This window comes from Nitrospira sp. ND1 (assembly GCF_900170025.1).
GTDB lineage: Bacteria > Nitrospirota > Nitrospiria > Nitrospirales > Nitrospiraceae > Nitrospira_A.
The window spans coordinates 1,385,198-1,402,005 of the sequence record NZ_FWEX01000006.1; the positions used below are offsets into that span (position 1 = coordinate 1,385,198).

9 protein-coding genes are annotated in these 16,808 nt (G+C 58.5%); all 9 read left to right on the top strand.

Annotation, left to right across the window (positions count from 1 at the left end; translation table 11 throughout):
* Nucleotides 1-143 precede the first annotated feature (143 nt).
* The 9 genes from NSND_RS11135 to NSND_RS11175 all read left to right on the top strand — a co-directional run bounded on the left by NSND_RS11135 (nucleotide 144) and on the right by NSND_RS11175 (nucleotide 16,775).
* Nucleotides 144-2,861 (top strand): ATP-binding protein, encoded by a 2,718-nt coding sequence (locus NSND_RS11135; RefSeq protein ID WP_080879077.1) that lies wholly within the window; start codon nucleotides 144-146, stop codon nucleotides 2,859-2,861.
* 4 nt (nucleotides 2,862-2,865) lie between these two features.
* Nucleotides 2,866-4,254 carry an OmpP1/FadL family transporter gene (locus NSND_RS11140; RefSeq protein WP_080879078.1) on the top strand — a complete coding sequence of 463 codons (1,389 nt, stop codon included), beginning with the start codon at nucleotides 2,866-2,868 and terminating at the stop codon, nucleotides 4,252-4,254.
* Nucleotides 4,255-4,732: 478 nt separating this feature from the next.
* On the top strand, nucleotides 4,733-5,074 hold the full coding sequence (locus tag NSND_RS22135) for a DUF928 domain-containing protein (RefSeq protein WP_369974246.1): 342 nt from the start codon (nucleotides 4,733-4,735) through the stop codon (nucleotides 5,072-5,074).
* 507 nt (nucleotides 5,075-5,581) lie between these two features.
* Nucleotides 5,582-5,863, top strand: coding sequence for a hypothetical protein (locus NSND_RS11150; protein ID WP_080879080.1), 282 nt, complete (start codon nucleotides 5,582-5,584; stop codon nucleotides 5,861-5,863).
* A 356-nt stretch (nucleotides 5,864-6,219) separates the two neighbouring features.
* Nucleotides 6,220-8,175 carry a TonB-dependent receptor plug domain-containing protein gene (locus NSND_RS11155; protein ID WP_080879081.1) on the top strand — a complete coding sequence of 652 codons (1,956 nt, stop codon included), beginning with the start codon at nucleotides 6,220-6,222 and terminating at the stop codon, nucleotides 8,173-8,175.
* A 7-nt stretch (nucleotides 8,176-8,182) separates the two neighbouring features.
* Nucleotides 8,183-10,243: a TonB-dependent receptor plug domain-containing protein gene (locus NSND_RS11160; RefSeq protein WP_235000229.1), complete on the top strand. Its 2,061-nt coding sequence runs from the start codon at nucleotides 8,183-8,185 to the stop codon at nucleotides 10,241-10,243.
* A 68-nt stretch (nucleotides 10,244-10,311) separates the two neighbouring features.
* Complete coding sequence (locus NSND_RS11165) at nucleotides 10,312-13,434, top strand: PAS domain-containing response regulator (RefSeq protein ID WP_080879082.1); 3,123 nt, start codon at nucleotides 10,312-10,314, stop codon at nucleotides 13,432-13,434.
* A gap of 57 nt (nucleotides 13,435-13,491) precedes the next feature.
* Nucleotides 13,492-14,460, top strand: a complete 969-nt coding sequence (locus NSND_RS11170) for an ABC transporter substrate-binding protein (RefSeq protein ID WP_159450754.1) — start codon at nucleotides 13,492-13,494, stop codon at nucleotides 14,458-14,460.
* Nucleotides 14,460-16,775, top strand: coding sequence for a sensor histidine kinase (locus tag NSND_RS11175; RefSeq protein ID WP_080879084.1), 2,316 nt, complete (start codon nucleotides 14,460-14,462; stop codon nucleotides 16,773-16,775). Before NSND_RS11170 ends, NSND_RS11175 begins: the two co-directional genes overlap by 1 nt.
* The last annotated feature ends 33 nt before the right edge of the window (nucleotides 16,776-16,808 follow it).

Sequence of the window (16,808 nt, forward strand, 5' to 3'; positions counted from 1 at the left end):
GGATCACAGCCGGGTGACCAGGCGCGCACCGACAGACGCAACGCTGCACGGAGGGCCTCGCCTCCCGAGCACAGGTACGTTATGATCTGGCCGCCGGGGCACTCCTCTGTCACGCGGCATCGACCGAATCGGGCGGCTTCCGTATGACCGACCTTCTCTCCAAAGAACACTCCATTCTCGAACGACCGTTCATGGAGTTTCGCCCCTTCGGCCTCAACGACCAAGGCGAAAAGATCTGCGACATCAGCGGGGTCATCGTTCAATCGAATGTGGACTACATGTGCGACTATCTGAGTCGCACCGACGGGAAAGCCGCCGCCACTCAGGCGCTGGATGAACTGTGCCGATTGCTCAACGCCCGCCTTCCGGACCGCACCTACCATGTCACCCCCGACTCGCTTCGCAATATCTGGAATAGTTACTCCTACGAATTCGTCTGTTACCTCAGAGAGTTCTGCGAACAATTGTCCGGGGATCCTCAATTTCACGTCAACGTGGGAACGAACAGGAAAGTCCCCCCCTTGATTCAAATCCTCTGTCGTCCGTTTTCGACCCCACAGCTCTACAAAATGTGGCCCTATTTCGGCAGCAAGTACGTCCGGGGTGTGTTGGAGTTCGAGGTCGGCCGGGTGACCAGACGTTCGGCGGTCCTCCGCATGACCTTCACCGATCGGGCCCTTGTGCAATTCGGTCCCTACCGGAAGCGGTGCGTGGATGTAATCTGCCTCTCCTGCAAGAGCAGTATCGCGCGGGTGCAGACGCAAATGCACGGCACACCGGCCGCCACGGTCAGGGACCTCTCCTGCACCGCCAACGGCGATCCCTATTGCGAATGGGAATTCACATGGACGCCGCAAGTCCGTAGTTCCGTGCCGCTCGCCATGTGGATGCTCGTCGCAGGAGGCACCTTCACCTACCTGCATCTTCGCCAGCCTGACGTGCCGACGGTGGAAGCGCTGGGGCTCGCGGCTATTCCAGCGTCGCTGTTGTGGTGGATGATCACCAATCACATGCGACAAGCCGCCAAACCGCTGCAACGGTTGATCAAGGATCAGGAGCAGGTCGTCGATGCGCGGCATGAGGAATTGCGCGAGGCCTACCTCGAACAACAGAGTACCGCCGTCACCTTACGACGAAAAATCAATGACCTGACGACACTTCATCGCGCAGGACTGTTGTTCAGTTCGACCTTCGATCGGGAAGAGTTGCTGACCAATGTTTTGGAGACGATCGTCCGTGAATTGCACTACGATCGCGCCATGATCACGCAGTTCGATCGCACGAGGAACGTGTCGCACGACTTTCGAGTGCGCGGCATGCCGCTGGAGGTCGCGGATTTTCTGCGTACGCAGGAAGTGCCCGTCACCGACCCCAACAGTGTGGAAGGGACCGTGTTCCTGCGTGGCGAACCCGTCCTGACGAACAACATTCACGAAATCTGGGACCGGCTGCACCCGTTCGATCAAAAGTTGATCGCGATGGTGAATGTAAAATCGTTCATTACCGTTCCACTCAAGACACAAGATGCCGTCATCGGCTCTCTCTCGGTCGACCGCACACACAATCAGGCCCTGACCCAGGACGATCTCGATGTCCTGGTCACCCTCGCCAGCCAGGTCGCCATCGCGCTGGACAATGCCCAGGCGTATCGAGAAATCGAATCGTTGAATGCCGGCCTGGAGGCCCGCGTACGCGAGCGTACGGCGGAGTTGGAAGCCGCCAACGCGCAACTCAAGCAGATGGATCGGCTCAAATCGAAATTTCTTGCCCACGTGTCCCACGAGCTTCGAACGCCCCTCACCAGCATCGTCGGCTTCGCGGACAATATGCTCGAGGGACTCGTCGGCTCCCTCAACATGAAGCAGGAGCAGTACCTCACCCGCATCAAAGCCAACGGCACCAGACTCGCCCGCATGATCACCGACCTCCTGGACCTCTCGCGTGTCGAGGCCGGTAAACTCGTGCTCTCTTTCGAACAGGTGTGCCTTCCGACGATCGTGAGCGACGTCATCGAACAACTCCTGCCGCTCGCCATCACCAAGCACCTCAATATCGAACTTCACAGTCCGGATCCAGAACTGCTGGTGTGGGCGGATCAGGACCGGCTCAGTCAGATTTTGACGAATTTATTGGATAATGCTATCAAGTACACTCCTGACGGAGGACAGGTCTCGGTGGAGCTTTCGGTCGATACGCACGACATGGCTCGTATCGTCATCCGTGATAACGGCCAAGGCATCCCCCCGGATGCGCTTCCCAAACTCTTTGATCCGTTCTTCCGCGTGCAGCAAGAAGAGCGAAGCCAAACCAAGGGATTGGGACTCGGGTTGGCGATCGTCAAAGACTTAGTCGATCTACACGGCGGCAGCATCACGGTTCGTAGCGAGGTGGATCAGGGAACGGAGTTTACCTTCACCCTTCCCCTGCATTCGCGCGAACCATCTCCCGCCGGCCAGTTGCCCGCCGTTCGCCGCACGGTGTTGGTCGTCGACGACGATCCTGACATTTGTGACCTGCTGCGGGATCGCCTGGAGGCGGAAGGCGTTCATGTCTGCACCGCGGCGGACGGTCGCGCCGCATTACGGATGCTGGCGGAGACGACGGTCGATGGAGTGTTGCTTGATATCGCCCTGCCGGAATTGGACGGGTTTGAAGTCCTGCGACAGTTGCGTCCCACTCACCCCACGTTGCCGGTGGTCATGATGACGGCCGTGGAGGCGCTGGATCGCGCCATGGCGGCAGTGGAATCCGGCGCTCAAGATTACCTCCTGAAGCCCTTCGATGGAACCAGGCTGCGGCAAATCGTCGATCGTTGGTTCGTCATCGGCTCCGGTCAATCCGAGTCTCCGATAGGACGGTAACCCCATGCCTCTCGCTCAGCGATTCCGCCGCGCCCTGCTTCTCTGCCTGTTGTGTTCGGCCGCCGGATTCGTCTTCGCTGCCGCTTCCGCCAACGCTCAAACCCCACGGCTCCAGGGCCAGTCCGCTGCCGCCGCCGCCATGGGGAACGCCTTCGTCGCTCAGGCCGATGACCCTTCCGCGCTTCATTACAACCCCGCCGGCATGACACAATTGCATGGATTCCAAACCCTGTTCGGAACCACGCTGATCGGGGGCACCACCCAGTTCACGAGTCCCACCGGCGCACAAGTGACAGGCGATCGCAACGGAAGCGTGGCCTGGCCCCCTCCCGGCCACGTGTACCTGGTCGCGAATCTCAAGGACCTCGGCCTGTCGGCACTCGGGAACTTCACCGCCGGTATCGGGATGAACAATCCGTTCGGTTCATTGACCAGATATCCGAACGATGGGCCGTTTCGCACGGCCATCACCTTCACCACCTTGCCGTTACTCGATATCAAACCCACCATCGCCTACAAACTGAACGACCAACTCTCGTTCGGATTGGGCGCGGATATTTACACCTTTTCCGGGCTCTTCGGAGAAGGCCATCTCGAACAGAAATCCATCTGGCCCGGCGGGCTGGGCATCCCGGCCGGCTCCCTGATGGAGATCAACGGAAGCGACACCACGGCAGGATTTAACGTCAGCCTCCTGTACACCCCCTTCCGCAACAGCGACGGGAAACCACTCGTCAACATCGGCATGGTCTATCGCAGTCAAGCCACCTTTCATCTCACGGGCAACTTTCTCGCCAACGGCGCATCAGTCGCCGGCGCCACAGCCACCTTCGTCCTGCCGCAAGTCTTCTCCGGCGGCATCGGCATCTGGCCGGTTCGTACGTCCGAGCGCGAATGGAAACTGGAATTCGATGTGGACTACACGGGATGGAAATCCAACAGGAACCTCGATGTCCATTTGACGAACGGCGCCCTGTTGCCGTTTCCGCAAAATTGGCAGAGCACCTATACCGTCATGATCGGCACCGAATACCGATGGCTGCGCCTGGCCTCGATGCCGGATTGGGACATTGCCCTTCGGGCCGGCTACATGAACCAGCAGGCACAAATACCCGATCGCACCTTTAATCCTGGAGTCCCCTCAGCCAATACCCACATTCCCTCCGTCGGGATCGGGTTGGCCTGCCATGAAAACGGTTCGTTCCTCGGGCTGGTGCGTTGCGGCGAACTGGGAATCGGCCCGCTGAAGCCGAAATTGTTCGCCATCGATCTCGCGTATCAAGCGGGTCTGTATGAAGTACGCACCATCGCAGGCAACCAAAACCCAACCGTCAATGGCCGATACGACAGCATGGTTCATGTCGGCTCGCTGTCGTTGCGGTTCAATTACTGAGTCCAACACGTTTCTGCCGGCTCCGATCGTTATGTCCTGCCCCGTTTCTTCCCTTCAGGCACAACATGCCCCACGCCTACGGCAGAGGCTCTTCGGCCTCGGGACAACCGTTCGTCGATGCGCCGCGATGGCCTCATCTTCAGGCATCGACGGCATGACGGTTGCTTCTTCCACTGCCATGGGTCAATGCAGCCGAGGGAACAGGTGGATCGAATCGTGCTCGTGCCTTTTCGGCGTGGCAGAGAGCCGGTTTCCTGTCGCCGGTTGTCAACCAAGAGCAACCGCATGACAAGGCCTCCTGTCGTGCCCATCCAGCGCTGATCAGACCGCCTTCTCCACGCCATCTGCCGCGTCTTCGCCATCACAGGAGACGCGGCAACCTCTCTCCAGGCCAGATCCTGAACCGTCCTTTCCAGCTACTTTTTAATCACATCTCTCTATCTCGCCCGCGAGTCGCCCCTCACCCCTTCATGCAGGCATCCACTGTACCGGGCTTCGGGAATATGGAATTGAATTCAAGGACCAGGAATCCTACCGATGGTTCGTCACGTTGGTCGTGGATCCTGATGAACCTTCACGGGACATTGTCGCAGGCGGAACCATCGAACGGATCCCCTATAGTGAAGCCTGCTCGCTGGGCATGCCATGCACCTGGACCTCTTGCGATCGTGACGCGATCTATCGTTATTCCGAATCCGGCCTCTGGTACGACGCCATCGCCTGTCTTCTCGACCTCATAACATATGAGGGGGACAAACAGTCGTTGGAGCGAATGCTTCATCACCTCTTGAAACAGTCCGGAGTGAACCTGCCTACATAAGATCCTCTTCCTGCATTGCTTCAGCCCCGTTATCCAATCTGATACGCGGTGAATGAGATCCGATACAGGCGCTGTTCGCGAGGCGCCCCCGCGTAAAGACAACGGTTCTTGTCAGATCGCTCTCCCAATGCAGAATTTCTCAAAAGGTTTGGGAGAATCGGCGAACACTTTTTTCTCAGGCACGTACGGCACGGCTGTTGCTACTTCCAGGGGTGTATAGGGATTGTTGCATTCTTGAGGTAACCGGAAATATCTATTCAGTACAGAAAGGAGCCTGACATGGAACTCGTCATCAGTGGTCTCCTGATCGGAGTCAGTGGCATGTTGGCTCTCTTGATTGTTGCCGTATGGAAAGACGCCGCCCCGCAGCAGCCTGAAACACATCCGCCGCAGCGGTGAACTTCATGACACTGACCATATCCCTGCGCAACGGACTCGCGCATCGATATGACGCAGGCGCCGGGCCAAGCGCTCAACATCAGTGTTCGCGTGCAAAGGAGTGGCACCATGAATCGATTTATCTATCTGCGATCCCAGAAACGCCAACGTATGACCGTCAGCCTGCCGACCGAGCTCCTGGAACGCATGCGCGATGCCGCTTATTGGACATCGGGCACCACTATGGCCGGCCTCATTTCATCCGCGATCGAAGATCTCCTCCATAATCTGGAATCGCAGAATGGCCGACCTTTTTCGCCACGTCTTCAAGATTTGAAACCAGGTCGTCCGCGCGCAAATAAAACCAATCGGGCGCCTGTATCTGAAGACATACAGACTGTATCCAACTAGATACGTGCTTCGATCCGAGAGCTCCTCTCTCGACCTCGCTCCTTGCGTAGACGGCCGAAATCGCGTGAATCCCCCGATAATTCACGCGTCTGCTTTCCGCATACCGAGAATCCCATAAGCATGCATTTTGCGTGAGAGTACTTCTAATCATATGGTCCTCGTGCTTGTCTTCTGTCCAACCATGCCCGACACCGCCGGGCCGGGATCCACGGTATGCCATGCGCCCTCTGATGCACCCCCCCGGCACCGTCTCCTCCCCCCTATCTCCCTCTCCGCCGGCTAAGCGACACCCTGTGGCGGCAGGACCGACCAGGAATCGGTTACGACACTCTGCCCCTCCACTATGTGGTGGGCTCTTGATCTGCTGCTGTGCCATCGGCGCTCATGCTCAGGACGCATCGCCTCCCGCGACGACTCCAACAGCAGCGGCACCGGTCAGCGAAGAGCTCGAATTGCTCAAAGAGGAAGAAACCGTCAGCATCGCCACTCGCCATGAGCAACCCATCTCGCAAGCACCCTCCAACGTCTACGTCATCACCGACGAGGACATTCGGCACTCGGGCGCGACCGACATTCCCACTATTCTCCGCCGCGTACCCGGGCTGGATGTCATGCAGGTCACCGGTGCGGACTTCAATGTCAGCGCACGAGGCGACAATCAACTCTTCGCCAACAAAATTCTCGTGATGGTGGACGGTCGCTCGATCTACATCGACGGCCAGGGCCTCGTGTTCTGGAAATCTCTTCCGGTCACCCTTCCGGAGATTAAACGCATCGAGGTACTGAAAGGACCCGCCTCTGTTGTTTACGGCTTCAATGCCTTCGACGGGGTGATCAACATCATCACGAAGTCCGCTCAGGACATGAAGGGCACGACGTTGCAGTTCGGCGGCGGGGAACTCGGCACCATCTCCAGTTCCGCTGTCCAGGCTGGATCAGCGGGCAAACTTGACTACCGTCTCTCCATCGGCCATGACCAGAATCAACAATGGCGCAACCATGACGCACTCGCCTTCCGGTCGAACAAGTTCAACGTGCAGACGCAGTACAACTTCTCCGGTGACGCCACCTTGCGCGTTGCCGGAGGGTTCATCGATACCAATCGCTTCGACGGCCCCGTTTCAAACGTCCAGATTCCTCGTTCCCAATTCAATCAAGGATATACGGACGTGCATTACCAGTACCGCAATTTCTCCGTGCGCGGCTGGTGGCAGGGCAATGACATCCCCGTCGACTCCGCCACACATCCGCTTCTCTCGCAATTTGTCCGACAGGCGAACGCGACGGACGGGTCCAATGTGTCTTTCACCACGAACACCTATAACATAGAGGCACAACACAGCCTCGAATTCGTCTCGGCCAACCGGCTGAGTTATGGCGTCAATTATCGTTACAACACAGTCGACGGCAGTGCCGTCTCAGAATTAGGGCGAGAAGATCGTCTCGGGGTCCATCTCCAGGACGAGTGGAAGATACGTCCATCTCTCACCCTCGTGGCCGGAGTCCGCTACGACCTGCACACAAGAATCAACGGCACCTGGAGTCCGCGTGTCGCCCTCGTCTACAACCTAACGCCGGAGCATACATTTCGCGTCAGCGGATCTGTCGCCTACCGCCCCCCGACCCTATTCGAATCGAATCTTGATCTTCGCATCTTGCCGACCGTTCCACCGCTGTTCGCACCCATCCCGCTGTTTGGCTCACAGACACTCAATCCTGAGCAGATCATTTCCTACGAAGCGGGATACCAGGGCTGGTGGATGAAACACCGGCTCCGGACCAGGCTCGACCTCTTCTTCAATCACCTCTCCGACTTGATCAACTTCCAAACCGTCGGCACCGCGCGCACGCTCGTCAACGGCGGCGAGGCGGATATCTACGGAACCGAAGCAGGCTTGGAGTTCCTCGCCACTCGCTGGCTCAGCGGCTTTGCGAATGTGTCCTACCAGAAGATCGGACAAACCTTCACCGGCGTCTCACGGCGCGGCGGCCCGGACTGGAAAGCGAACGTGGGCCTCCGCGGCGACTGGGACAACGGCCTCAACGGAGAAATCGCAGTCCATTACGTTGCAAGCGCCACTTACCCCTTGATCGAATTTTTTACCGCGCTCGCACCGGTGCTTCCTAGCCCCACCAGTCCGACAGTCGATAGTTACACCCTGTTGAACCTGCGTGGCGGATACCGATTCTGGCATGACAAGGCTGAATTGGCCGTGGCCGTCTACAACGCGCTCAACGACAAACACAAGGAACATCCGCTGGGCGATACGCTCGGGAGCCGCGTGATGGGTTGGGTCACCTTGAGGTTTTAAATTGAACGTGACGTCTTTTGAATTGAACACAGCCTGGTATCCGTTGTCGGCAGTGCTGTTGCTCCTGTGCCTCAGCAGCGTTGCGGCTGCCGAACCGCCGCCGGTCATCGACGAGTCCATGACTTCCGCCGTCAGCAATGAACTGGAACTCTTGAAAGAAGAAGAAACCGTGAGTATTGCATCTCGTTATGAACAGCCGATTTCCCAGGCTCCGTCGAACGTGTATGTGATCACGGACGAAGATATCCGGCAATCCGGCGCTATTGATTTGCCGACTGTCCTTCGCCGCGTTCCGGGCCTGGAAATCATGCAGATGACAGGCGGCGACTTCAATGTGAGTGCCAGGGGAGGAAACCAGCCCTTCGCAAACAAGATGCTCGTCATGGTGGATGGACGATCCATCTACGGCGATGTCCAGGGGACCGTCTTCTGGAAATCCATTCCGGTCACCCTACCTGAAATTAGACGCATCGAAGTCCTCAAGGGTCCCGCCTCGGCCATGTATGGGTTCAATGCTTTCGACGGGGTCATCAACATCATCACCAAATCGCCTGAAGAGATGAAAGGCACGACCCTGCAATTCGGAGGAGGTGAACTCGGCACGATCAGCAGCGCCGCGGTCCATGCCGGGACCATCGGGAAGTTCGGTTACCGCCTCTCCATCGGTCGCGATCAGACACAACAGTGGCGGGATCGTGATGCTCTGGGGTTTCGGTCGAATAAGTTCAATGTACAAACCGAGTACGCCTTGTCGTCGACTTCCAAACTGCAGGTATCAGGCGGGCTGGTCGACACCAATCGGTACGACGGGCAGGTCGGGGAAGTCACCAGCAATTCGATCCGGCCATCGCTCGCTTACGCCAATGTCCTCTATGAGCAGGGCGCCTTTCTCATTCGAGCCTGGTGGTCAGGATACACGGACAACGCAACGATTACTCCCAACTCTCAATTGGTCGATCTCCTGAGCATTACCGACCGCAACGGACAATCGACCAATCCCTTCTCCGGGAATACCTATAACGTCGATGTGCAACATGCAACCAATCTGTGGGCGACTCACCGGCTGCTCTATGGCGCCACGTATCGCCACAACTCATTGTCGAGCACGACGATCGACCGGTTCAGTCGTGAAGACCGCCTGGGGCTCTTCATCCAGGATGAATGGCGCGCCGCATCTTCGCTGACGATCGTCGCCGGGCTGCGCTACGATCTCCACACACAAATCACCGGGACTTGGAGCCCGCGTGTGGCCATCCTCTACCAGCCCGTTGAGGGCCACACCTTTCACCTCTCCGGATCGGCTGCCTACCGGCCCCCGACCCTCTTCGAATCCCATCAGAACCAACGCGTGACCACGACCATTCCGACTGGTGTGCCGTTTCCGCCCTCAATCTCGTCGACGGTTCCGATCAGCGGCTCGACCCGGCTCGCCCCTGAACAGATCATTTCGTATGAGGCCGGCTATCAGGGCTGGTATTGGAAACATCGCTTGAGGGTGCGGGCGGACCTATTTTTCAACCATGTCTCCGATCTGATCGGCAGCCGAATCACCTCCGGCGGCGCTTCCGAATTCGTCAACGACCAGGGCTCTGCGGACATCTATGGCGGCGAGGCCGGAATTGAATTTCTCGCCAGCCGCTGGCTCAGCGGATTTGCCAACTATGCCTATGAGGAAATCGGCCAGTCGTTCAGCGGGACGGTCAAACGGGGTGCCCCGCGATCGAAAGTCAGCGCGGGTCTGAGAACCGAATGGGACAACGGCCTGAGCGGGGAAATCAGTTACTACTATGTCGGCGCAACCACGTATCCCATTGCACAAACCTTCACGACATTGGCGAGTATTCCGACGACCGGCGTCATCGCGCCGGGGGATCGCGTCGACAGTTACAACCTGCTCAATCTCCGCGTCGGATATCGATTCTGGCAACAGAAGGCCGCCGCCGGGTACATGCGCGACGCGGAAGTCGCCTTCTCGATCTTCAATGCACTGAACGACAAGCATCGGGAGCATCCGCTCGGCGACCGGATCGGCAGTCGGTCGATGGGATGGGTCACTGTGAGATTTTGACGGAATCATCGGCATGCTCAGAGCAAGGTTTCAGGCCATGAGAACTCCGGAGTGACAGCGAGGCCGCTATGACAGCCATTACACCCGGCCATTCGATCCTCGTCGTGGACGACGATCCAGACATCGCCCTCGGGCTACAAGACTTACTCGACCACGACGGCTATCAGGTAAACGTCGCCGGCACCTGTGCAGAAGCGCTCACGCAAGCGCATGAGCATCAGTACAATGCCGTCTTGCTGGATTTGGGCTTGCCGGACGGAGACGGCTCCTCGGTCCTGCGAACATTGCAAGAACAACAACCGCAGCTTCCGGTCATCATCCTCACGGCCTACACAAGCGCCGACCGTACCGTCGGTTCACTCACACAAGGCGCATTCGCCTACCTCACCAAACCCTATAACCGGGACGAATTGCGGGCCGTCCTGCGCCGGGCGATCGGCATCCAGGCGCTCGCCGCCAAAGCCGAGCACGCCGAACATGCGCTGAGCGAAAGCGAAGCACGATTTCGATCTCTGGTCGAGGCCGCCACCGACTCCATCGTGCTGGCGGACCACAACGGTCATATTCTCTCCTGGAATCAAGCCTCCTCCCGCTTGTTCGGGTATACCGATGACGAAGTCCGAGGGAAACCCCTGACCATGTTGATGCCGCAACGGTATCGCGTCGCTCACGAGCGAGGGCTCGCCCGCGTGAAGGACACCGGTCAGTCCCGCCTTATCGGTCGTCTGGTCGAGCTGGAGGGCCTGCGCAAGGACGGCAGCGAGTTCTCGATCGAGCTGTCGTTGGCCATGTGGAAAACCGATGTCGCCGTCTTTTTCAGCGGCATCATTCGCGACATTACTCAACGGCGCAAGGCAGAAGAGATTCTCGACCGCCTTCGCCATCTGCACGAAGTCATCCTCACGCAAGCAGGGGAAGGCATCTACGGACTGGATCGCGACGGCCTGACCACCTTCGTGAATCAGACCGCCGCTCAAGTGCTCGGATATGACCCATCCGAACTTATCGACCAATCGATGCACACACGGCTCCACCATTCCCGGCCGGACGGCAGCGCCTATCCGGCCGATCACTGCCCGATCTATGCGGCCCTTCACGACGGCGTAGTCCACCGTGTGCCGCGCGATGTCTTCTGGAGAAAGGACGGCACCAGTATACCGGTGGAATATGTGAGCACCCCGATCATTGAGAAGGGCACGGTGGCAGGGGCCGTGGTCGTCTTCCGCGACATCACTGAGCGACTGGAAGCCGAACTTGCCGTCGAAGAAAGCCAGGAGCGATTCCTCCAGCTGGCGGAGCACATCCGGGAAGTGTTCTGGATCACCGATCCGGCCAAGACCAGAGTGCTCTATATCAGTCCCGGGTACGAAGAAGTCTGGGGGCGTTCCTGCGAAAGCCTCTACGCGATGCCGGACTCGTGGATGGACGCCATCCATTCAGACGACCGGCTACGGGTCCGGGACGCGGCCATGAGCCGGCAAATTTCGGGAGCGTACAGTGAGGAATATCGCATCCTCCGCCCCGATGGATCGGTGCGATGGATCTGGGATCGCGCATTCCCGATTCGTGACGCGTCGGGGACGGTCTATCGCATCGCAGGCTTCGCGGAGGACGTGACGGAGCGCAAACGGGTTGAAGCGGCGCTGATCGAAAGCGAACGTCGGTATCGGGTCCTGTTCGACGACAATCCGTCCATGTATTTCATGGTGGACGCCGCAGGCATCGTCCTGTCGGTCAACCGCTTCGGCGCCGATCGTCTCGGATATGACGTCCCCGAACTACTCGGATCGTCCGTGTTGAACATTTTCCACCCCGACGATCAGGACGACGTACGCCGGAACCTTGCCGCCTGCCTTTCCGAAATGGGCCGGCCCAGAGGTTGGGAGTTTCGCAAGGTTCGGAAGGATGGCAGCGTCATCTGGGTGCGAGAAACCGCCCAGGCTGTGCTGAACGACCAACAGGCTCCGGTTGTGCTGATCGTGTGCGAAGACATCACCGCCATGAAAGAGGCGGAACTCGCCCTCCACGACAGCGAAGAATTTAAGAATCAAATCTTACGTAGCAGCGCCGACTGCATCAAAGTGTTGGACCTGGAAGGCCGGCTCCAATACATGAACGACGCCGGGCAGACGATTTTACATATCAGGGATCTCAATGCCTACCTCAATAGACCTTGGGTGGATCTTTGGGAGGGGGATGATCGGAATGCCGCCCTGGCTGCATTGGAAGCGGCCAAGGCCGGCGAGGTCGGAAAGTTCGTCGGCTTCTGCCCCACCACCGACGGAATCGCAAAGTGGTGGGATGTACAGGTCACCCCCATGCTCGACACGCGGGGCTATACCCGACGCCTCCTGGCTATTTCCCGTGATATCACCGACTACAGACAGGTTCAGGAATCGCTGCGCGCCAGCGAAGAGCGACTCGAATCGGTCATCCGCGGATCGAACGATGGATTCTGGGACGGCCATGTGCTTCCCGACCAGCCCTGGTACTCGCCGATGACGCCGGTCTGGTGGTCGCCGCGCGTGCGTGAGATGCTGGGATACAACGAGCAAGAATTTCCCGATATCCTCGACAGTTGGGCCTCCCGACTGCACCCGGATGATCGCGAAATCGTATTCGATCGGCTCACGGACTGCCTCAAAAATGGCAGCTCTCATTACGACGTCGACTACCGGTTGCTGACCAAGCAGGGTGACTACTGCTGGTTTCACGCGCGGGCCGAAGTGTTGGATCGGGATGCGCACGGGTATGCGCTCCGCATGGCCGGCTCGCTGCAATGCATCACGGAGCGCAAGCAGGCAGAAGCGCACCTACGCCTCAGCGAAGAACGGTTGCGCAGGGCCCTGACCGAATCGGAAGTCGGCATCTGGGATTGGGATCTGCAGTCCGACCGTCTCTACTGGTCACCTGACGTCGAGGTCTTGTTCGGTCTGACCCCCGGGTCTTTTCCCGGCACCTATGCCGCTTATATCGGCCTGATTTATGCGCTGGATCGCGGGTCGGTCCTGATGCAGATCGAACACAGTTTGCACGACCAGGCCACTCTCAACATCCGGCATCGCGTCGTGTGGACCGATCACAGCATCCATTGGCTGGCCTGGACCGGCCGTATTCATCGCAACGCCGACGGGGTCGCCACACGCGTCCTCGGTATCGTTCACGCGATAAAGGGTCACTCGGACACGTAGACAGGGGGCATTCGGCAATCGCTCACGGGGCCGGCTGGATCGACGAGGATGCAGACTGTGACGTTCCCATTCGTACAATCACCCTCCACCACGGGCTCCGCCGATCGGTTTCGACGGAGCCTGAGTTGCACCGTCATCGCCCTCGTCTGTCTACTCTTCAGTCCAGGGCTGGCCTCGGCCACGGACGTCGTCATTCTCAAGTCGTCGGACATCGCCGCCTATAACCAAGCCATCAGCGGCTTCAAAGCCGCCCTTCCAAACGACGTCGTGCTCGCCGAATATGATTTACAAGGTGATTTGGAGAAAGGACGGAAACTGGCCCGCAAGATCCGTGCAGCCGACCCGGCGCTGGTGTTCGCCGTCGGCTTGAAGGCGGCGAAGGCAGCACAACTCGAGATCGTCGACATTCCAGTGGTCTATGCCATGGTGCTGGATCCGGCCAAGTACGGGCTTAACGCCCCGAACATGACGGGCGTGCTCATGGAAATTCCAATGGAGCGGCAGCTCATCATGATTAAATCCCTGCTGCCTCGTCTCAAACACGTCGGGACCTTGTACGATCCATCCAAAACCGCGACGCTGATCGAAGACGCGCGGCGATTGCTCAAATCCAACGGGACGGAACTTGTCCCGATCCCGCTCAACAACGAGCGGGATGTGCCGGGCGCTCTGCGCACCTTGCTGCCGTCGATCGACGCATTGTGGCTCGTCCCGGATTCCACCGTACTGACCGATGAATCACTACGCTTTATCTTGAATACCGCATTGGAGGAACGCGTGCCGGTGGTCGGATTTTCCCGCGAGTTCGCCCGAAGCGGGGCCCTGCTGTGCCTGTCGGTCAACTATGGCGATATCGGACGACAAGCGGGGCAACTCACCCGCAAGATCCTGGACGGTCACCTCTCACTCCCCGCAAAACCTTTACACCCGGACCGTATCGAAATGAGTCTGAATCGTAAAACCGCCAAGTTCCTCGACATCGAGATCCCCAGAGACCTCGAGGAAAAGGCCGACGAGCTCTATTGATGAAAGGACCCACCGTGAAAGGCCCCGCGCACTACCTCACCTCACCCTCGTTGTACCCGAGCGGCCCGGGACGATTTATCAGTCTCAGGACGAAGTTCGTCGTATTTTTCAGCTTGATCATTATTCTGACCTGCTCGGGAATGAGTTGGTACTTCATTCACAGTAAACGCATCGCCATGACCGAACGAGTGCAAGATCTCGGAACTATTCTGGTCAAGAATCTCGCCCACAACGTACGATACGGCATCATCATCCAGGAACGAGTCATCCTGGAGCAGTTCATCGACGGTGTCATGGGAGTCGACGAGGTGGTCTATGCGCTGATCACCGGCGCAGACGGCCAGATCCTCGCCGCAAAGAGCAAAGGCAAACTCGACAGCCCGCTCGGGACCGTCCGATCGGCAGAACGACCTTTTTATCCGCGTCCTGACATTGCGGACGCGGTGATCAAGCATTCAGGCACGGAGCCGACCATCACGCGCCTCAGGCTCAGCGGTGCGAACACAATCCCTCTGCGGGAGAAGGACTCGACCCTTCCAATTTCGACATCGGGCATTCACGAAGAGACGTTCTACGATTTTGCCATCCCGGTGATGAAGCGCTCGGAATCCCGCCTGGAAGCGCTGGCGCTCCAGGAGGAAGAAACACGCAAAGCGGCGAACGCACCGACCACCCCTCAGGTCTTCGGCGTCGTCCAAATCGGCTTGACCGAGGTGCCGATGCAACGAGAACTGGCGAAAGTTCTGCGAAACTTTCTCCTGCTCACCCTCGGCATCATCACGGCCGGCATTCTCTGCACGAATCTGCTGGCCCGCCGGATCATCACTCCCTTGCGCCATCTCGCCGCAGGCGCACGCAAAGTCAGCGAGGGCGATCTTTCCACCTTTGTCGTTCCGACGACCCAGGACGAAGTCGGCCAACTGACGGCGCTGTTCAATTTGATGACCAAATCTCTTCAAGAACGCAATCAGGCCATCTCCGCCAACCTTGAAACCATCCGGCGACATGTCACGCAACTGACCACCTTGAATCAGTCCAGCACAGCCATCACCTCCACGCTCGACCTTGACCGGCTCCTCTCAATTGTATTGCAGCTGCTCAGTGAAAATTTGGGATTCGCCCGGATGGTCCTGTTTTTATGGGATAGCGAGCGAGGCATCGCGACGGTGGGGCAAATGCTGGGCATGCCCCCGGAAGTGGAAGAAGCCGCTCGGCGGCTTGAGATTCCCGTGTGCGAAGACGGCGGGTTTGCCGCCGAACTTCTGATACGTGGCAAGCCCCTGTTCGTTCCGAGCATTGAGCCGGTCGCCGATCGCATCTCCCCCGCAGTGCTTCCCTGGCTTCGTCAGGTGGGAATCTCCTCCTTCGTCGCTGCGCCTCTTCGGAGTCAACAGCGGATTCTCGGCTACCTGGGCGCCGACCGAGGCACCCATCCCTGCAGCCAGGAAGATCTCGATCTTCTGGTCACCATTGCCAGTCACGTGGCGGTTGCCGTGGACAATGCGCGCGCTTATACCGAACTGGCCACGTTGACGGACCATCTCGAACGACGCGTTCAGGAACGAACGCATGAATTGCAAGCGGTGAACGAGCGCCTGCAGGAGCACGACCAACGGCGCTCGAAATTTGTGTCGGTCGCGTCGCATGAATTACGCACGCCGATGACCTCCATCAAAGGTTTCGTCGAGAACATGCTGGACGGCCTCACCGGTCAACTCTCAGAGCGGCAAGAGCACTATCTCCAGCGGGTGAAACACAATGTGGATCGACTCACACGAATCATCAATCAACTGCTGGACTGGTCTCGCCTGGATGTCGGCCGGATCGAGATCAAGCCCGAATCACTGCACATCGATGAGTTCGTCCGGGATGTGGTGGAGAGCTTTCAGACACTCGCCGCCGAAAAATCCATCGTCCTCGAAGTCCTGTCCTGCGAACAACCGATCACCGTGCGTGCCGACCGCGACAAGCTGGAGCAAATTCTTTGGAATCTGGTCGGCAACGCCATCAAATTCACTCCACCTTCAGGACATGTCTCAGTGAGCTGCAGCATCTGCGACGCGAGGTACGCCCAGATTACGGTGGCCGACACCGGCTGCGGAATTGCCCCCGACGAGTTACCCCATGTCTTTAATGAGTTCTCCAAGGTCGAATCAGCCATGCCCTCTTCACAAGGGGCGCAACTCGGGCTCTTCATCACGAAGAGTCTGGTGGCCCTGCACGGCGGACAGATGTGTGTGGAAAGCCGGCTCGGTGTCGGAACTCAGTTCTACTTCACCTTGCCTCTCGACAACTCACCCGCATCGACGCCGTAGCAGGCTATGTGGTAGTGCGACAGCGTCCCCTCG